Raw genomic sequence first — 18508 nt, forward strand, 5'->3', positions numbered from 1 at the left:
TACGTCCATGTGACGGATTTCAGCCGTTGACGCTGTCTTTCAGCGCTTTGGCGATGGTCATTTTCACGACCTTGTCCGCTTCTTTTTTGAACTGCTCGCCGGTCGCAGGGTTGCGGACCATGCGCTCGGGGCGCTCGCGGCAGTAGATTTTGCCAACACCGGGGAGCGTCACGGCACCGCCGCCGGATACTTCGCGGGTGATCAGGTTGCAGACTGAGTCAAGTGCCGCGCCTGCGGATTTCTTGTCGGTGCCCATTTCCTCGGCCAGTGCGGCGACGAGTTGGGTTTTCGTCATTGGTTTCGTAGCCATTTTATTTTTCTCCTTCGCTGCCCGAACAGTTGGGCCTCATGCGGGAAACCTAGCCCTATGTTGTGATCAAACACAACGATTAGTAGTGAAAATTAACGAAAAACATCGCAATTTTCGCCGAATTTTGGGGAAATCCGCCGTCAGAGGAAGGCAGTTTCCTCGAAAGAGCGCAATTTCCTGCTGTGGATGCGTTCCAGCGGCATCCCGCGCAGCTGTTCCATGGCCCGAATTCCGATCATCAGATGGCGTGCGACCTGTGTTTTATAGAAGTCTGAGGCCATTCCCGGCAGCTTCAGCTCGCCATGCAGCGGCTTGTCCGACACACAGAGCAGCGTGCCGTAGGGCACCCGGAAACGGTAGCCGTTTGCGGCGATCGTGGCGCTTTCCATATCGAGCGCCACAGCGCGCGACTGGCTCAGGCGCTGCACGGGGCCGGACTGGTCACGCAGTTCCCAGTTCCGGTTGTCGATGGTGGCAACGGTGCCGGTGCGCATGATGCGTTTCAGCTCGTAGCCTTCGAAGGCGGTCACCTGTGCCACGGCCTGTTCGAGCGCAATCTGGATCTCCGCCAGCGCCGGGATCGGCACCCAGACCGGCAGGTCGTCGTCCAGGACGTGATCTTCGCGCAGGTACGCATGGGCCAGAACAAAATCGCCCAGGGCCTGGCTGTTGCGCAGGCCTGCACAGTGGCCAACCATCAGCCAGGCATGCGGGCGCAGCACCGCGATGTGGTCGGTGGCCGTTTTCGCGTTGGATGGCCCAACGCCGATGTTCACCAGCGTGATGCCGGAGCCATCTTCGCGTTTGAGGTGATAGGTCGGCATCTGCGGGGTTTTGTCAGCCGGTGCCAGCGGTTCATCACCGCGTGTGATGATGGCATTGCCGGTGGAGACAAAGGCTGTATAGCCCGAGCCTGGATCATCCAGCTGCGCGCGTGCATAGGCCTCGAATTCGGAGACATAGAACTGGTAGTTCGTGAACAGAACATGGTTCTGGAAATGGTCCGCATCGGTCGCTGTATAATGGGACAGCCGGGCCAGCGAATAATCCACCCGCTGCGCGGTGAAGGGGGCAAGTGCGCCCACGCCGTCCGCCGGTTTGTAGGTGCCGTTGACGATATCGTCGTTGGTCGTGGCGAGGTCCGGCACGTCAAAGACATCCCGCAGGGTGAAATCCGCGGCACCTTCCTGGGGCACGGTGATGTTCGGATCGCTCGCAACGGCGAAATGCACGGGGATCGGTGTTGTCGACGGGCCGATGATCACCGGCTGGTCATGGTTGCAGATCAGCAGATCAATCTGCTGGGTCAGATAGGCGCGAAACAGATCGGGCCTCGTGATCGTGGCCGCATAACTGCCGGGCGTGGAGACATGGCCAAAGCTGAGCCGGGTGTCGACCTGGGCATAGCTTGAGGTGCTGAAGGCGACCTGCGGGTAAAAGGCCCGGACCCGTGCGCCGGGCGCGCCGGAAGCCATTGTCTCAACAAAGTGGCGGCACAGGAATTCAGTGGCTTGAGTGTAAAGTTCTTCGAGACGGGCCACGGCGGCCTTTGCGTCACGGAATTCTTCTGCGGGCGGTGCCGCGGGGGTGAGTATGTCGTTCATGATACGGGTTCCAGTACAGGAATGAATTCAAAGGTGCGCACATCGACCAGTCCAAGGTCAGAGATGCGCAGTTCGGGGATGACCACGAGGGCCAGCAGCGAATGCTGCATGTAAGCGTTGTTCAGGGTGCAGCCGCAGGCACGCATCGCATCCATCATCCGGTCTGCTTTAGCGGCGACGTCGGCCGCCGGGCTGTCGGACATCAGGCCGGCAATGGGCAGGTCAACCAGGGCCAGTTCGTGGCCGTCTTTGTAAATGACGATACCGCCGCCGACCTCGCCCAGACGATTGGCCGCCAGAGCCATGTTGTCCGCGTCTGTGCCGACAACGATCATATGGTGACTGTCATGCGCCACGGTCGAGGCCATGGCCATCGGCCCCTCGTAGCCGAAGCCGGAGACAAAGGCGTTGGTGACCTGTCCCGTGGCGCGGTGGCGTTCCACCAGCGCGATCTGACAGACCTCTCCGGTGGCCTGAACGCGGCCTTCGGTGACCGGCAGTTCGAATTTCAGCGCGCGGGTCGGCGCCTGGTTTTCAACGACGCCGATCACATTGGCGGTGACGGCATTGGCACCTTTGGGCGCTGTGATGGCAAAGTCATCTGCTGACAGTTCTTTGCCCATATGTACCGTCTGGCGCGCGCGCTGCGGCCAGTCATAGTGCGGGCAGTCCACCAGACAGGTACCGTTTTCGGCGACCAGCTTTCCACGGACGAATACCTGTTCAATGGGCAGTGATTTCAGATCGGATGTCAGGATCACATCGGCGCGGCGCCCCGGTGTGAGGCTGCCGATCTCGCGTTCCAGCCCGAAATGGGTGGCGGTGTTGATCGTCGCCATCTGCAGCGCCACCAGCGGATCACAGCCGCAGTCGATGGCGTGGCGCAGGACGCGGTTCATGTGCCCGTCATTGATAAGCGTGCCGGAATGGCAGTCATCGGTGCACAGGATCATGTTGCGCGGATCGAGGCCCTTTTCGGTGATCGCTGTGATCTGGCTTTCAACGTCATACCAGGCGGAGCCCAGCCGGATCATAGAGCGCATGCCCTGCCGCATACGGGCGATGGCATCCGCCTCGCAGGTGCCTTCGTGATCGTCCGCCGGTCCGCCCGCGACATAGCCCGCGAAGGCCGGGCCAAGGTCGGGCGAGGCATAGTGCCCGCCCACGGTTTTACCGGCGTTCTGGGTAGCAGCCATTTCGGCCAGCATTTTCGGATCGGCGTTCGAGACGCCCGGAAAGTTCATCATCTCGCCCAGACCGATGATGCCGGGCCAGGTCATCGCCTCGGCCACGTCGTCGGGGGTGATTTCATAGCCAGTGGTTTCCATACCCGGCGCGGAGGGCGCGCAGGAGGGCATCTGGGTAAAGATGTTCACCGGTTGCAGAAGCGCCTCGTCGTGCATCATCCGCACGCCATCAAGACCGAGCACATTGGCGATCTCGTGCGGGTCGGTGAACATAGATGTCGTGCCGTGCGGGATTACTGCACGGGCAAATTCCGCCGGTGTGAGCATGCCGGATTCGATATGCATATGTCCGTCGCAGAGGCCGGGGATCATATACCTGCCGGCCGCATCGACGATTTCAGTGTCTGGCCCGGTGCAGTAGCCGGCGTCCGGCACGACGCAGGCAATGCGGCCCGCTACAATGGCGATGTCGTGATTTTGAAGAATTTCGCGCGTATGGACGTTGACCCAGGCGCCGCCTTTGATGATCGTGTCCGCGGGGGACCGTCCTGCTGCAACGGCAATCAGTTCTGCAGCGGTATCGGACCAGGAGGGAAAAGGAACATGCGTCATGTCCCTGATTGACACGGGTCCGGGCGATGTTCAAGCGGGGAGCCGGCAGAATGGATTATGAAACGGTCTCGGCAGAGGATTTCGGCAAATCCCTGCGCGGCATCGGGCTGAACCTTCTGGTGCGCGATGTGCGGGCGACCAGCGGCTTTCTTGAGGCTGTCTTTGATGTGGGCGTGCATCGCCTGAGTGATGATTTTGCGATCATTACCAGCGGAACGGAGGTGTTCCAGCTGCACAGCGACGGCACTTATGCCGCAAACCCGCTTCTGAGTATCCTGCCGGAAAACCCGCCGCGCGGTGCCGGCATTGAGATCCGTTTTTACGATATTGATCCGGATCGGGCGGCGGCACGGGCCGAGGCGCTGGGCTTTATGGTGCTGCAGGCGCCAACGGACAAACCGCATGGTCTGCGCGAATGCTACATCCTGTGCGACGATGGCTATGCCTGGGTGCCCAGCCGCCCGCTGTAAAACGCGGCAACCTCGCGGCGGAGCCAGTCGGTAAAGGCGCGGGCGGCGGGCATGTCCTGTGCCCGGGGGCTCTGGATCAGATAATAGGCCTCCTGCATCACAGCGCGATGGGCAAAGGGCGTGATGAGATGGCCCCTGTCGATCAGCCCGCGCGCAATGGCATCGTGACCGAGGGCCAGCCCGCCGCCACTCATCGCAACAGACAGAGCGACGGAATAGGTTGTGGCGTAGGTCACCGGCGGATCCGGCCAGGCCAACCCCTGTTCTTCGGCCCAGACGGTCCAGGTGCCCATCATGTTGGAGCAGTCATAGAGCGGGTGCTGTACCAGATCATCCATCGAGACCGCGTAGCCTGGCGCACAGACCGGATAATAGTGATCGGTCGCCAGAAGTTCGGCATAGACCCGGTCCGACGGCCGCAGGGAATAGCGGATTTCGACATCGGCGCTTTCCACGATGTCCCTTGGTTCCCAGAGTTCGGTGGCGATGTTCAGCTGGACGCCTGGGTGCAGGGCACGGAATGCAGGCAGGCGCGGGGCGAGCCAGTGAATCGCAAAGGTCAGGTTGCACTGGATATGCAGCACGTCGTTTTCGTTGCGGGTCAGCGCGCGGGTGCCATGAGCCAGCGTCCGGAAGGCGTCGCGGACCACGGGCAGATAGCTGATCCCGGTCTGCGTCAGCTCCAGCGCCCGAACCCGGCGGTGAAAGAGCGGCCGGCCCAGAAATGCCTCCAGCGATTTGATCTGCTGGGAGACGGCGCTCTGCGTCATGTTGAGGTCCCGGGCAGCGCCGGTGAAGCTCAGGTTCCGGGCTGAGGCTTCAAATGCGCGCAGCCAGTTCAGGGGCGGTAGTTCGGACATTCATAACTCATGCATAAGTTCAGCTAATGCATAGCTTGTGTTTTTTTCGTTGGTCAAGCGGGGCGGGTGCGTGGTGAGATGTGCGCGGCTGAATGGAGGAACCGGCATGTCCGTCACAGAAATGCGCCCGAATATGGAAAACTGGCAGGAACGCGTGGATATGGCTGCGGCCTTCCGCTGGACCGTCCGGTTGAACATGCACGAGGCGGTGGCGAACCATTTCAGCCTGGCGATCAATGATGACGGTACGCGGTTTCTGATGAACCCGAACCAGATGCATTTCTCGCGGATCAAGGCGAGTGATCTTATTGTGGTCGACGCCAACGATCCCGATACGCTGGAAGGACCGGATGCGCCGGATCCGACAGCCTGGGGTCTGCACGGCGGGCTGCACCGGCACTGCCCGCACGCGCGCTGTGCGATGCATGTGCATTCGCCCTATGCCACGGCGCTTGCCTCGCTGGCGGACAGCCGCCTGCCACCGGTGGACCAGAACGCCGCGATGTTCTTTGACCGCGTCGTGATCGACGAGAACTATGGCGGGCTGGCGTTTGAAGAAGAGGGCGAGCGCTGTGCGCAGCTCTTTGATGATCCGAAAAAGAAGGTGATGGTGATGGGCAACCACGGCATCATGATCATCGGCGATACGGTGGCCGAGACTTTTAACCGGCTCTTTTATTTTGAGCGTGCCTGCCAGACCTATATGATCGCGCTGCAGACGGGCAAACCACTGCGCGTGCTGCCCGACGCGATTGCCGAGAAAACCGCGCAGGAGATCGAACAGTACCCGGAGCAGGACATCCGGCATCTGGCCGAACTGAAGGCGATCCTCGATGAGGAAGGCTCGCCCTATGCCAGCTGATTTTGATGCCGGCGGTGAGGCGGCGCGCTGGCATTACCATCCGGGCCGGGCCGTCGCGAACAACCCGCTGTTTGCCTGGCCGCCCCGCCCGCGTGCCGTTCTGAAATGGTACGCTGCCTACTGGCTGGCGATCTCGACGACCACGCTGACGGTGGTGGTGTCGGTGGCGGTCTGGTTTGCAATGCTGCCTGCGCTGGGCGAGATGCAGGCATTCGCGCCGGGCTGGATGTTCTGCGTCTGGCTGGCGAACCTGCTGCCGATGCTGATCTGTGCGGGCGGGCTGCATATGTGGCTCTATCACTGGCGGGCGCAGGACAAACGGACCAAATACGACCCGCGCGATCTGGCCCGGGACAACGGGTCTTTTACCTTCCGCAACCAGGTGCTGGACAACATGTTCTGGTCACTGGCCAGTGGCGTCACACAGTGGACCATTGCGCAATGGCTGGTGTTCTGGGCTATGGCCAACGGCTGGGCCCCGGCGTTTCTGTTTCCGGAAAACCCGGTCTGGTTTGTGCTGATGTTCCCGTTTCTGGTGATCTGGTCGAGTTTTCATTTCTACTGGGTGCACCGCCTGCTGCATGTTCCGGCGCTGTATAAAATCGCCCATGCGCTGCATCACCGGAACGTCAATGTGGGCCCCTGGTCGGGGATTTCGATGCACCCGGTTGAGCATTTTCTGTTCTACACGAACTTCCTGATCCACCTGGTGGTTCCCAGCCATCCGGTGCACGTGCTGTTTCACGGCTACATGCAGTCGGTGCACCCGGTGTTTTCCCATTCGGGTTTCGATCAGCTGGTGGTCCGGGACCGCGAACGGGCGAAGATGGGGGATTTTTTCCACCAGCTGCACCACCGGTATTTTGAATGTAACTACGGCACGGTCGAGATGCCCTGGGACCGCTGGTTCGGTTCGTTCCATGACGGTTCAGAACAGGCCACCGCACAAACCCGTGCCCGCAAAAAGCAGATGTACACATGAGCACACGACAGGAATGGAACCACCGCCCCGACGGTGCGATTGAGGTCTCGCCGCTCTGGCAATGGCCGCCCCGGCCGCTTGCGGCGCTGAAATGGTATGCCGACAGCTGGTTTTTTCTGACCATTAACATGGCCATTCTGGCGCTCGCCTTTGCCGCCTGGAAGGTGGCGAGCCCGTCGCTGGATCAGACGGCGGCGCTCCAACCGGGGTGGATCGCGATGATCTGGGTGCGGAACCTGGTGATTGTCACAGTCGTCGCAGGCACGCTGCATCTGTGGTTCCACAGGTATGCGCTGCAGGGCCAGGAGCTGAAATACGACCCGCGCCCCTTTCCGCGCAAAGGGCGGATGTTCACGCTGAACGATCAGGTGCTGGACAATATGGTCTGGACGCTGGCCTCGGGCGTGACGGTCTGGTCCGCGCTCGAGGCACTGATCTGGTGGTGTATGGCCAATGGCATTGTGCCGGTCACGACATTTGCTGAAACACCGGTCTGGTTTGTGGCCTTCTTTTTCCTGATCCCGGTCTGGGAGAGCTTCTATTTCTACTGGATTCACCGGCTGCTGCACACCGATCTGTTTTACCGTTTTCACGCGCTGCATCACCGCAACACGGATATCGGACCCTGGTCGGGGCTCTCGATGCATCCGGTGGAGCATCTCTTTTATTTCGGCACGGTGATCATCCATTTTGTGCTGCCCACGCATCCGGTGCATCTGATTTTCCATCTGATGTTTTACGGGCTGCTGGCGATCACCTCGCATACGGGCTTTGAGGGGCTTTTGTTCCGGAACAGAAAAAGGATGCATCTGGGGAATTTTCATCACCAGCTGCACCACCGTTATTTTGAGGTCAACTACGGCAATCTGGATGTGCCCTGGGACAAGCTTTTCGGTTCGTTCCATGATGGCACAGACACGGGCAAAGCGGCCATGAAGGCGCGTCTGCAGGCAAGGAAGAGATAAATGCACTACGGCCTTTCTGATGAACATCAGATGATTGCGGAGACGGTCCGCAGTTTTGTCGAGAAAGAGATCTATCCGCACGAAGAACTGGTGGAACGCACCGGCGAAGTGCCCGATGAGATCGCGCAGGACATAAAGCAAAAGACTATCGATTTAGGGTTTTATGCCTGCAATTTCCCGGAAAGCGTCAGCTGTGCGGGGCTGAACCATCTGGAATTTGCAATCGTGGAGCGCGAGCTGGGGCGGGGGTCGATGGCGCTCAATCACTTCTTCGGGCGTCCGCAGAACATTCTGATGGCCTGCGAGGGGGATCAGGTCGAACGCTATCTGATGCCTGCGGTACGGGGCGAGAAGATGGATGCGCTGGCGATGACCGAACCCGGTGCGGGATCGGACGTGCGGGGTATGAAGTGTTCGGCGGTGCGCGATGGTGGCGACTGGGTGGTGAACGGGACCAAGCATTTCATTTCGGGCGCGGAGCACGCTGATTTCATTATCGTGTTCATTGCCACCGGAGAGGATCAGACGCCGCGCGGCCCAAAAAAGCGGATCACCGCGTTTCTGGTGGATCGGGGCACACCCGGGTTCACGATCCGGGACGGTTATAAATCTGTGAGCCATCGCGGCTACAAGAACATGATCCTGGAATTTGATGACTGCCGGTTGCCGGACGCGCAGGTGCTGGGCGAGGTGGACGGTGGGTTCGAGGTGATGAACACATGGCTCTATGCCACACGCATCACCGTTGCCGCCATGTCGGTGGGCCGGGCACGGCGCGTGTTTGATTATGCGCTGAATTACGCGGCCGAGCGGGAGCAGTTCGGTCAGAAGATCGGGAAATTCCAGGGCGTGAGTTTCCAACTTGCGGATATGATCACCGAGATTGATGCGGCTGATCTGTTGACGCTGGCCTCGGCCGACCGGCTGGACAGGGACCTGCCTGCGAACCGTGAGATCGCGAGTGCCAAGCTTTTCGCTTCTGAGATGCTGGCGCGGGTCACGGATGCGGCCATTCAGGTGCATGGTGGTATGGGTCTGATGGATGACTATCCGCTGGAGCGGTTCTGGCGGGATGCGCGGGTTGAGCGGATCTGGGACGGCACCAGCGAGATTCAGCGTCATATCATCAGCCGCGATCTGTTGCGGGCGCTGGGAGCCTGAGTCTTTGTGCCTTCGGCGAGGATATTTGGGGCCAGAAGATGCAGTGTGTCATGATGCAGCGTGATCTGTCGCGTCTGCTGCGTCCGCGGTCTGTTGCCGTGATCGGCGGTGGCGGCTGGTGTCGTCAGGTTCTTCGGCAGCTGAAACGGATGGGGTTCGATGGCGACGTCTGGCGCGTTCATCCGCGTCCTGATCCCGTTGAAGGGGTACCGGCCTTTGGCGGTCTGGCGGATTTGCCCGGGGTGCCCGATGCGGTGTTCATTGGTGTAAACCGTCATCAGACCGTCGATGCGGTCCGGGCACTGTCTGCCATGGGGGCGGGGGGTGCTGTCTGTTTTGCCTCCGGGTTTTCCGAAGCCGTGAGTGAGGATGCGGCTGCGGGTGATCTGCAGGCGGCGCTGACCGAGGCAGCGGGTGGTATGCCGGTGCTGGGCCCCAATTGTTATGGGTTCATCAATGCCTTTGATGGCGCGCTTTTGTGGCCGGATCAGCATGGCTGTGAGCGCTGTGAGCGCGGTGTCGCCATCCTCACCCAGAGCTCGAACATTGCGATCAATCTGACGATGCAGAAGCGTGCCCTGCCGCTGGGCATGGTTGTGACCTGTGGAAATATGGCTCAGACGACACAGGCGGATATTGCGATGGGTCTGCTGGATGATCCGCGCGTGACAGCGATCGGGTTGCATATCGAGGGCTTTGGTGATCCTGTCGCCTGGCACCGCGTTGCACAGCGGGCGCGGGCGCAGGGTGTGCCGCTGGTTGCGCTTAAAGCGGGGGCGTCCGAGCAGGCGCGGCAGGCCACGGTGTCGCATACCGCGTCGCTTGCCGGAAGTGACGCGGGTGCGCAGGCGCTGCTGGATCATCTTGGGATTCCGAGGATCAGGGACCTGCCGACATTTCTGGAAACACTGAAAGTGCTGCACAGTGCCGGTCCGTTGCGGTCGGGCGCTTTGTCGTCGATCAGTTGTTCCGGGGTGAGGCCAGCCTGATCGCGGATACGGCTGAGGGCCGCGATGTCTTTTTTCCGCAGCTCACAGATACGCAGAGAGACGCGCTCGGTCGGGCGCTCGGTCCGATGGTCGCACTGGCCAATCCACTGGATTACCACACGTATATCTGGGGAGATGCCGGGCGGATGACGGCGGCATGGGCGCCGATGGCTGCGGGTCACATTGGTTTGTTGCTGATCATTGTGGATTACCCGCACACGGATGCGACGGACTGGGAGAGCGCAACCGAAGCAGCCATCGCGGTAGGGCAGGGCGGCGACTGCCCCGTTGCGGTTGTGGCGACACTGCCGGAGCTGATGCCGGAAGATGTAGCGGCGCGGCTGATGCAGGGTGGTGTGATCCCGCTCTTCGGCCTGACGGAGGCGGTGCAGGCGGCGGAGGCAGCAGCGGCTGTGAGGGCGCCGCAGGATGCTGCGCCATTGACTGCCGGTGTGGATCGGGCAGGTGGTGTGCTGACGGAAGCGGAGGCAAAACAGGTGCTTGCACAGCATGGGATGGCAGTGCCGCATCATGTGCGCTGTGTGCCGCAGGACGATCCCGCGCAGGTGGCCGGAGAGCTGGTCGCACCGCTGGTTCTCAAATCCGAAGGGTCGGCGCATAAATCAGACAGTGGCGGTGTGCGGCTTGGATTGCAGCATGCGGCGCTGGAAGGCGCCATGCAGGAAATGGGCGGTGCGTCCTGGCTGATCGAAGAGATGGTCAGCGGTGCGGTTGCCGAACTGCTGATCGGGGTGATGCGGGATGAGGCGCATGGGTTTGTGCTGTCGCTTGCAGCCGGCGGGGTGATGACGGAGATCCTGCAGGACCGCACCTCGCTGCTGCTGCCGGTGACCGCGCACCAGGTGCATGATGCGCTGCGTGGCCTGCGGTGCTGGCCGTTGCTGCAGGGATACCGGGGCAGGCCGGCGGCGGATGTGGATGCCGTCGTCGCGGCGGTGATGGCGCTGCAGGATGCTGTGATTGCGCTGGCGGACCGGATCAGCGAAGCTGAGATCAACCCGCTGATCTGTACGGAAACTGCTGCTGTCGCAGCGGATGCGCTGATCGTACTGGCACCGGAAAATAACGCACAGGAGTGACAATGGATCCGATCAGAACAGAAACCCGGGGGGCGATCCTGGAGGTGACCCTGGACCGGCCCAAAGCCAATGCGATTGATCTGATGACGTCACGCCGCATGGGCGAGGTGTTCGCAGCGTTCCGGGATGATCCTGAGCTGCGCGTTGCAGTGATCACCGGCGCGGGAGAGAAGTTTTTCTGCCCCGGCTGGGACCTGAAGGCGGCGGCCGATGGTGATGCGGTGGATGGGGATTACGGGGTCGGTGGTTTTGGCGGCCTGCAGGAGTTGCGCGATCTCAACAAGCCGGTGATCGCGGCGGTGAACGGGATCGCCTGTGGTGGGGGGCTGGAGCTTGCGCTGAGCGCGGATATGATCATTGCAGCCGATCATGCACAGTTTGCGCTGCCCGAAATACGCTCCGGCACTGTTGCGGATGCGGCATCTGTGAAACTGCCGAAACGCATTCCCTATCACATCGCGATGGAACTGTTGCTGACCGGCCGGTGGTTTGATGCCACGGAGGCAAAACACTGGGGGCTGGTGAATGAAATCGTGCCTGCCGCAGATCTGATGACACGGGTGCGCGCGCTGGCAGACCTGCTCGCATCGGGCCCGCCGCTGGTTTACGCGGCGATCAAGGAGATTGTGCGGGATGCAGAGGATGCGAAGTTCCAGGATGCGATGAACCGGATCACCGGACGGCAGCTGGCCACTGTTGACCGCCTTTATGCCTCCGAGGATCAGCTGGAAGGTGCGCGTGCTTTTGCAGAAAAACGTGATCCGGTCTGGAAGGGGCGCTGATCAGGGCTTGCGCAGGGCCACGGCGGGGGCCACTTTCCTGTCATGAGTAAAACGCTTCTTTCTCTCGGGCATGGGTTCAGTGCCCGCGCTCTGGCGGCCCGGCTGGTGCCGCAGGGCTGGCGCGTGATCGGCACAACGCGGTCTGAGGAAAAAGCGGATGCGATCCGGCAGACAGGTGTTGAACCGCTGATCTGGCCGGGTGCTGATCTGTCGGGATATCTCGGGGAGGCCGATGCCCTGCTGATTTCGGCAGGCCCGGGCCCGGACGGGGATCCGGTTCTGGCAGAGTGCCGCGAAGCGGTTGCGGCTGCGGCCAGTGGCTTTGAATGGGCCGGGTATCTGTCCACCACCGGTGTCTACGGGGACCATCAGGGCGGCTGGGTCGATGAGACCGCAGCCCTGACACCGGCGACCAAACGGGGTCAGGCGCGGGTCGAGGCCGAAGCAGCCTGGCAGGCCATTCCCGGTCTGCCGCTGCATATCTTCCGGCTCGCAGGCATTTATGGCCCGGGGCGTGGGCCGTTCGCAAAAGTGCGGAACGGTACTGCCCGGCGGATCATCAAAAAAGGCCAGGTTTTTTCGCGCATTCATGTTGATGACATCGCGCAGGTGCTCGAAGCGTCGATTCAACGTCCGCGTCCGGGTGCGATTTACAATGTGTGCGACAATGACCCGGCGCCGCCGCAGGATGTTCTGGCCTATGCCGCCGAACTGCTGGACGTGCCCCTGCCGCCGGCGGTGAACTTTGAAGAGGCGGACATGACGCCCATGGCGCGCAGCTTTTATGCCGAGAGCAAGAAAGTCAGCAACGACCTCATCCTCAATGAGCTGGGGGTTGAGCTGATGTATCCTGACTACCGCACCGGCCTGCAGCAGATGCTGGCGCAGGAAACCTAGGCCCGCGCTTCGCCGATCTGAGCGATCCCCAGTACAGACAGCACTTTGCTTTCGATGTCGGCGGCGTTCATGCCCGCGACCGAGTACATGTCCGCCGGGCTGGCCTGATCAATGAAGATATCCGGCAGGACCATCGAGCGGAATTTCAGGCCGCTGTCGAAAACACCCTCGTCCGCCAGAAGCTGGGAAACGTGGCTGCCGAAGCCACCGACGGCACCTTCTTCGATGGTGATCAGGGCTTCATGGTCTGCCGCCAGCTGCAGGATCAGATCGCGGTCCAGCGGTTTGGCAAAACGGGCATCGGCGATGGTCGGCGTGATACCGCGCGCGCGCAGCGCTTCGGCGGCTTTCTCCGTCTCTGACAGGCGCGTGCCAAAGGACAGAAGGGCGACGCGCGCACCGGCCGAAATGATCCGGCCTTTGCCGATTTCCAGCACCTCGCCCCGTTCGGGCATGTCGACACCGTTGCCTTCGCCGCGCGGGAAGCGGAAGGCAATCGGGCCGTCATCATGCGCGGCCGCGGTGGCCACCATGTGTTTCAGCTCCGCCTCATCGGCGGCGGCCATCACGACAAACCCGGGCAGGTTGCTCAGATAGCCGATGTCAAAGGATCCCGCGTGCGTGGCACCATCTGCCCCCACAAGTCCCGCGCGGTCGATGGCGAAGCGGACCGGCAGGCGCTGGATCGCGACGTCATGCACCACCTGGTCATACCCGCGCTGCAGGAACGTTGAATACATCGCGCAGAAGGGCTTCATCCCGCCCGCAGCAAGGGCTGCAGAGAAGGTCACGCCATGCTGTTCCGCGATGCCAACGTCAAAACACCGGCTGGGATAGCGTTCCGCAAAAAGGTTCAGCCCGGTCCCGTCGGGCATGGCCGCGGTCACAGCGCAGATTTTGTCGTCGCCTGCGGCTTCTTGCAGCAGGCTTTCGGCAAAGACTTTTGTGTAGCTCGGCGCGTTGGAGGGTGCTTTTTTCTGCTCGCCCGTGACCACATCGAATTTCGCGGTGGCGTGGCCTTTGTCACGCGCGGTTTCGGCAGGTGCGTAGCCTTTGCCCTTTTTGGTCAGCACATGGATCAGAATGGGCCCGGTGGCGCGCGATTTCACGGTGCGCAGAACCGGCAGCAGCTGGTCCATGTCGTGCCCGTCGATCGGCCCCAGATATGAAAAGCCCAGCTGTTCAAAAAGCGTATTGCCGACGGCCATGCCCTTGAGCACATCCTTGGCGCGTTTGGCCCCTTCGCGGAAGGGCTCGGGCAGCAGGCTGACCGCCCCTTTTGCGGCGGCTTTCAGGTCCTGGAACGGCTCCTCGGCATAAAGTCGGCTGAGGTAGGAGGACATGGCACCGACGGGCGGCGCAATCGACATCTCGTTGTCGTTCAGAATGACAATAAGGCGTTTTTTAAGGTGGCCCGCGTTGTTCATGGCCTCGTAGGCCATGCCGGCAGACATCGAGCCATCGCCGATCACCGCAATAGCGTCCCCCAGACCTTCGGGCACGACGCCGCCCAGATCGCGCGCTGTGGCAAAGCCCAGAGCAGCAGAGATCGACGTTGAACTGTGTGCCGCGCCAAAGGGGTCATAGGGGCTTTCGCTGCGTTTGGTAAAACCGCTCAGACCATCTTTCATGCGCAGCGTCCGGATGCGGTCGCGGCGACCTGTCAGGATTTTATGCGGGTAACACTGATGCCCCACATCCCAGATCACCTTGTCCCGGGGGGTATCAAACACCGCGTGCAGCGCCACGGTCAGCTCGACAACGCCCAGACCGGCGCCCAGATGGCCACCGGTGACGGACACCGCAGAGATCGTCTCAGACCGCAGTTCATCCGCGACCTGCCGCAATTCGCGGTCGCTCAGACCTTTCAGATCGGCAGGGCGCGCGATCCTGTCCAGCATCGGTGTGTCGGGTCTGTCGGCCATGTCCGGTTCCTCAGTGTTTCCGCGTCACGACAAAGCGGGCAGCCTCTTTTAGGGTGTCCGCGCGGTCGGCGTAACCTGCCAGGCTGTCGCAGGCCTCGTCCACCAGCGCGGCGGCCCGTGTGCGCGCACCGTCCACACCCAGCAGCGAGACAAATGTTGCCTTGCCTGCATCGGCGTCTTTGCCAACCGCCTTGCCGACGGTAGCGCTGTCGCCGGTCACGTCCAGCAGATCATCGGCGATCTGAAAGGCCAGACCCAGCGCGCGGGCGTAGAGGTGCAGCGGGCCCGTATCGGCTCGGGCCAGCCGCGCACCGGCCATGGCCGACCATTCGATCAGGGCCCCGGTTTTGCCGCGCTGCAGGTTGGTGATTTCATCCAGTGTCAGGGGTGTGGCGCTTGTTTCAGCGGCAATGTCGAGCGCCTGGCCCAGCACCATGCCCTGCGCGCCACTGGCCTGCGCCAGCGTCAGGGCAAGATCCGCACGGACGCTTGCATCGGAGCTGCAATCCGGTCGGCTGACCAGTTCAAAGGCGAGTGTCTGCAGCGCATCACCCGCCAGCACGGCGGTGGCCTCGTCCCACTTTTTGTGAACGGTCGGCTGCCCGCGCCTCAGGTCGTCATCATCCATGCAGGGCAGATCGTCGTGCACCAGGCTGTAGGCATGCAGCGCCTCGATGGCGGTGGCGGGCCAGATGGCCTGTTCGGCTGGAATGTCGTGCAGGCGGGCGCTTTCCAGCACCAGAAACCCGCGCAGCCTTTTGCCACCGTTTACGGCATGCGCCATCGCATCCACGACCGGAACCTTGGGCAGCCTGGTCAGAACATCGTCAAATGACGCCTGCACTGCCTGCGCGGCAGCGCTCAGCCGGGTCTCAAACACCTCAGAGCCCTTCGACAGGTTTTGTCCCGGTGGGCTGGCCCTCGCCGTCCAGCGTGATGGCCGCGACCTTTTCCTCGGCCTCTTTCAGCTTGGTCTCGCACCGCGCTTTGAGGGCCGCGCCACGCTCGTAGAGCGCGATGCTCTCGTCCAGTGCCACATCCCCGCGTTCAAGCTGGCCCAGCACTTTCTCAAGCTCGGCCATCGCGTCCTCAAAACTCATTTCTGCAACGGGGGTGTCTGCCATGGTGAATATCCGGATGTCGTTTCTGCCGCACATATACCGGGGAATGCGGGGGCGCGCCAGAGCACTGGCCTGGCGTTATTCCGGCGCGAGCATGTAGCCTGCGCCACGTACGGTCTGCAGATAGCGTGGCTGTTTCGGGTCGGCCTCAATCTTGCGGCGCAGGCGGGTGATCTGTACGTCAACCGCGCGTTCCTGAGCCTGGCCCCGATCCCGACCGAGTTCCTCGACGAGACGTGCGCGGCTGATCGGCTCGTTACAGTTGCCGGAGAAAATCTTCATCAGCAGCACTTCGGTTGCGGTCAGGCGCACAAGCTCTTCGCCGCGCCACATCTCGCCGCGTTCCATGTCATAGCGGATCGGGCCGAGTGTCAGGACCTTGGGCGTGGCCTCGTCTGCGGGTGCATCGGGCACGCGGCGCAGGATGGCATTGATCCGCAACAGCAGTTCGCGTGGTTCAAAGGGTTTGGGCAGGTAGTCGTCCGCGCCTGCCTCCAGCCCTTCGATCCGGTTGCCGGTTTCACCCTTGGCCGTGAGCAGCAGGATGGGCACCGCATTGTCTTCGCGGATCGCGCGGGTCAGGGCCAGACCGTCCTCGCCCGGCATCATCACATCCATGACGATCAGATCAAAGTCGAGACCGGACAGAATACGCCGCGCGTGGGCCGCATCCCGCGCGGAGGTCACGAGGAACCCATTCCGGATCAGGAACTTCTGCAGCAGCGTCCGGATGCGTTCGTCGTCATCAATGATCAGCAGATGGGCGTCAAAGTCGCTCATGGGGTGTTATCTTTCAGTCTTGTGTACGCGAACCGCATTTCTTTATCCATCATGGCCTCCAGCACCCGGCGGAAACCCGCAACTGCGTCAGGGCCCGCGTCACGGAAGGCCATGCGCATCCTGGCGCGCTGAGCATCTGACAGTTTCTGTTCCAGCGCTTTGCCTTCGTCTGTCAGAAACAGGTGCCGTTCGCGTTTGTCGGCCTTGCCAACTCTGCTTTCCACCAGACCATCCTCGATCAGCGTGCGCAAGACACGGTTCAGAGACTGCTTTGTGACACCAAGGATGTTGAGCAGATTATTGACGGTCGTGCCGGGCGCACGATTGATAAAGTGCACCGCGCGGTGATGCGCCCGCCCATAGGCCATGTCAGACAGGATGCGGTCCGGATCAGCTGTGAAACCACGGTAGGCAAAGAACATTGCCTCGATCCCCTGGCGCAGCTGCTCATCTGTCAGAAACAGAAGGTTTTCATTGCGATAGCCGGCTGGTGCCTGTCCCTCAGCCATGATGTCGTCCCCGCTTTGACGTATCAGGTTTGTTACAGCATACGTCAGTCTTGTTGACATTCCAAGTGTGAAGGGCTATCGAATCGCAGGTTTTGCGCAATTTTATGTCCGTATCGGACGTATATTGCGCAACAATCGAAAAATTTGAGCGAACCGTGGGAAGGAAATGAGATGGCGGGTGCATACAACGACCGTGACGGAACGATCTGGATGGACGGCCAGATGATCGACTGGCGCGAGGCGAACGTCCACATTCTGACTCATGCTATGCACTATGCTTCTTCGGTGTTTGAGGGCGAGCGGGCCTATAACGGCAAAATCTTCAAAAGCCGCGAGCATTCGGAACGCCTGAAGCGCTCGGCAGAGATGATTGACTTTGAGATCCCCTGGACTGTGGACGAGATCGAAGCCGCCAAAGTCGAGGTTCTGGCCGCCTCCGGTCTTCAGGATGCGTATGTGCGGGCCATCGCCTGGCGCGGTGCGGGTGAGGACATGGGTGTCGCCTCCGCGCGTAATCCTGTTCGTCTGGCGATCGCGGCCTGGGAATGGGGCGCTTACTACGGTGACGCCAAGATGAAGGGCGCAAAGCTCGACATCTCGAAGTGGAAACGCCCCAGCCCGGAAACGATCCCCAGCCACGCCAAGGCGGCAGGCCTTTACATGATCTGCACCATGTCGAAACACGCGGCCGAGGCCAAAGGCTGTTCTGATGCCATGATGTTTGACTATCGCGGCTATGTGGCAGAGGCGACCGGCGCCAATATTTTCTTTGTCAAAGATGGTGAAGTGCACACGCCTGATCCGGACTGCTTCCTCAACGGCATCACCCGTCAGACCGTGATCGGCATGCTGAAAGACCGCCAGATCAAGGTGCACGAACGCCACATCATGCCCGAAGAACTCGAAGGATTTGAACAGTGCTGGCTAACCGGAACAGCGGCCGAGGTCACGCCGGTGGGGCAGATCGGCGACTATAACTTTGAGGTTGGCAGCCTGACACGCGACATCGCGGAAGGGTACGAAAAACTGGTCCGCGCGTAACCGCGTGGACTATTCCGCCTTTGCAGAAGAATGGGAGGCCGGCTGGAACTCCCATGACCTGGACCGCATCCTCGCCCATTACAGCGCGGATGTGGTCTTTCGCTCTCAGAAGGCAATGCGCCTCACCGGGCGTGGAGAGGTCTTTGGGCGTGATGCGCTGCGGGCTTATTGGGCTGCGGCCCTGGAACAACAGCCGGATCTGTCATTCGTTGTCGTTGATGTGCTGCACGGGCACGGGATGATGGTGATCACCTACCGCAACCAGAAAGATGTCCTCGCTGCGGAAACCCTGCGCTTTGGTCCGGACGGGTTGATTGTTGAGGCGTCGGCCTGCCACGCGCGCTGAATCCG

The 18508-nt window shown here is 61.4% G+C and carries 20 protein-coding genes; 11 read left to right on the forward strand and 9 right to left on the reverse strand.

Annotated elements, in window-relative coordinates; translation table 11 throughout:
* Positions 1 to 19: 19 nt before the first annotated feature.
* The 3 genes from ACZ1HA_RS18070 to ade all read right to left on the reverse strand — a co-directional run bounded on the left by ACZ1HA_RS18070 (position 20) and on the right by ade (position 3713).
* Positions 20 to 310, reverse strand: coding sequence for an HU family DNA-binding protein (locus tag ACZ1HA_RS18070; RefSeq protein ID WP_300033313.1), 291 nt, complete (start codon positions 308 to 310; stop codon positions 20 to 22).
* A gap of 140 nt (positions 311 to 450) precedes the next feature.
* Positions 451 to 1914 (reverse strand): AMP nucleosidase, encoded by a 1464-nt coding sequence (locus ACZ1HA_RS18075; RefSeq protein WP_472714886.1) that lies wholly within the window; start codon positions 1912 to 1914, stop codon positions 451 to 453.
* Positions 1911 to 3713: an adenine deaminase gene (gene ade, locus ACZ1HA_RS18080; protein ID WP_472714887.1), complete on the reverse strand. Its 1803-nt coding sequence runs from the start codon at positions 3711 to 3713 to the stop codon at positions 1911 to 1913. The genes ACZ1HA_RS18075 and ade overlap by 4 nt, the downstream gene beginning before the upstream one ends.
* 50 nt (positions 3714 to 3763) lie before the next feature.
* On the opposite strand from ade, the gene ACZ1HA_RS18085 reads away from it, so the two are divergent.
* The gene (locus ACZ1HA_RS18085; protein WP_472714888.1) at positions 3764 to 4183 is read left to right on the forward strand and encodes a VOC family protein; all 420 of its coding nucleotides are present in this window, start codon (positions 3764 to 3766) and stop codon (positions 4181 to 4183) included.
* Here the strand turns inward: ACZ1HA_RS18085 and ACZ1HA_RS18090 are convergent.
* Positions 4153 to 5043 (reverse strand): LysR substrate-binding domain-containing protein, encoded by an 891-nt coding sequence (locus ACZ1HA_RS18090; RefSeq protein ID WP_472714889.1) that lies wholly within the window; start codon positions 5041 to 5043, stop codon positions 4153 to 4155. The genes ACZ1HA_RS18085 and ACZ1HA_RS18090 overlap by 31 nt on opposite strands.
* Positions 5044 to 5149: 106 nt before the next feature.
* Here ACZ1HA_RS18090 and ACZ1HA_RS18095 point away from each other — a divergent pair, with 106 nt between their 5' ends.
* From ACZ1HA_RS18095 to ACZ1HA_RS18130, 8 genes are read left to right on the forward strand one after another with little or no spacing between them, the layout of a single operon-like run.
* Positions 5150 to 5905: a class II aldolase and adducin N-terminal domain-containing protein gene (locus ACZ1HA_RS18095; protein WP_375229304.1), complete on the forward strand. Its 756-nt coding sequence runs from the start codon at positions 5150 to 5152 to the stop codon at positions 5903 to 5905.
* Positions 5895 to 6887: a sterol desaturase family protein gene (locus ACZ1HA_RS18100; RefSeq protein WP_472714890.1), complete on the forward strand. Its 993-nt coding sequence runs from the start codon at positions 5895 to 5897 to the stop codon at positions 6885 to 6887. The genes ACZ1HA_RS18095 and ACZ1HA_RS18100 overlap by 11 nt, the downstream gene beginning before the upstream one ends.
* Positions 6884 to 7852 (forward strand): sterol desaturase family protein, encoded by a 969-nt coding sequence (locus tag ACZ1HA_RS18105; protein WP_472714891.1) that lies wholly within the window; start codon positions 6884 to 6886, stop codon positions 7850 to 7852. The genes ACZ1HA_RS18100 and ACZ1HA_RS18105 overlap by 4 nt, the downstream gene beginning before the upstream one ends.
* Positions 7853 to 9013 carry an acyl-CoA dehydrogenase family protein gene (locus ACZ1HA_RS18110; protein ID WP_472714892.1) on the forward strand — a complete coding sequence of 387 codons (1161 nt, stop codon included), beginning with the start codon at positions 7853 to 7855 and terminating at the stop codon, positions 9011 to 9013.
* Positions 9014 to 9063: 50 nt separating this feature from the next.
* Positions 9064 to 10002 (forward strand): CoA-binding protein, encoded by a 939-nt coding sequence (locus ACZ1HA_RS18115; RefSeq protein ID WP_472714893.1) that lies wholly within the window; start codon positions 9064 to 9066, stop codon positions 10000 to 10002.
* The gene (locus ACZ1HA_RS18120) at positions 9978 to 11102 is read left to right on the forward strand and encodes an acetate--CoA ligase family protein (RefSeq protein ID WP_472714894.1); all 1125 of its coding nucleotides are present in this window, start codon (positions 9978 to 9980) and stop codon (positions 11100 to 11102) included. Before ACZ1HA_RS18115 ends, ACZ1HA_RS18120 begins: the two co-directional genes overlap by 25 nt.
* Before the next feature lie 2 nt (positions 11103 to 11104).
* Entirely contained in the window at positions 11105 to 11884 is a 780-nt protein-coding gene (locus ACZ1HA_RS18125; protein ID WP_472714895.1) for a carnitinyl-CoA dehydratase, read from the forward strand.
* Between the two features lie 42 nt (positions 11885 to 11926).
* Positions 11927 to 12781 carry an SDR family oxidoreductase gene (locus tag ACZ1HA_RS18130; protein WP_472714896.1) on the forward strand — a complete coding sequence of 285 codons (855 nt, stop codon included), beginning with the start codon at positions 11927 to 11929 and terminating at the stop codon, positions 12779 to 12781.
* Here ACZ1HA_RS18130 and dxs read toward each other — a convergent pair.
* The 5 genes from dxs to ACZ1HA_RS18155 all read right to left on the reverse strand — a co-directional run bounded on the left by dxs (position 12778) and on the right by ACZ1HA_RS18155 (position 17116).
* Complete coding sequence (gene dxs / locus ACZ1HA_RS18135; RefSeq protein ID WP_472714897.1) at positions 12778 to 14706, reverse strand: 1-deoxy-D-xylulose-5-phosphate synthase; 1929 nt, start codon at positions 14704 to 14706, stop codon at positions 12778 to 12780. The two genes, ACZ1HA_RS18130 and dxs, sit on opposite strands and share 4 nt — an antisense overlap.
* Before the next feature lie 10 nt (positions 14707 to 14716).
* Entirely contained in the window at positions 14717 to 15586 is an 870-nt protein-coding gene (locus ACZ1HA_RS18140) for a polyprenyl synthetase family protein (protein ID WP_472714898.1), read from the reverse strand.
* Between the two features lies 1 nt (position 15587).
* Positions 15588 to 15830 (reverse strand): exodeoxyribonuclease VII small subunit, encoded by a 243-nt coding sequence (locus ACZ1HA_RS18145; protein ID WP_375229295.1) that lies wholly within the window; start codon positions 15828 to 15830, stop codon positions 15588 to 15590.
* Positions 15831 to 15905: 75 nt separating this feature from the next.
* Positions 15906 to 16607 (reverse strand): response regulator, encoded by a 702-nt coding sequence (locus ACZ1HA_RS18150; RefSeq protein ID WP_436398306.1) that lies wholly within the window; start codon positions 16605 to 16607, stop codon positions 15906 to 15908.
* On the reverse strand, positions 16604 to 17116 hold the full coding sequence (locus ACZ1HA_RS18155; RefSeq protein ID WP_375229294.1) for a MarR family winged helix-turn-helix transcriptional regulator: 513 nt from the start codon (positions 17114 to 17116) through the stop codon (positions 16604 to 16606). The genes ACZ1HA_RS18150 and ACZ1HA_RS18155 overlap by 4 nt, the downstream gene beginning before the upstream one ends.
* Before the next feature lie 171 nt (positions 17117 to 17287).
* Between ACZ1HA_RS18155 and ACZ1HA_RS18160 the strand changes: the two genes are divergently transcribed.
* Together ACZ1HA_RS18160 and ACZ1HA_RS18165 are read left to right on the forward strand one after the other, a co-directional pair.
* A complete protein-coding gene (locus ACZ1HA_RS18160; protein WP_472714899.1) occupies positions 17288 to 18157 on the forward strand; it encodes a branched-chain amino acid aminotransferase in 870 nt (289 codons plus the stop codon).
* 4 nt (positions 18158 to 18161) lie between these two features.
* Positions 18162 to 18503: a YybH family protein gene (locus ACZ1HA_RS18165; RefSeq protein WP_375229292.1), complete on the forward strand. Its 342-nt coding sequence runs from the start codon at positions 18162 to 18164 to the stop codon at positions 18501 to 18503.
* Positions 18504 to 18508 lie beyond the last annotated feature (5 nt).

This window comes from Roseobacter sp. S87 (assembly GCF_055693285.1).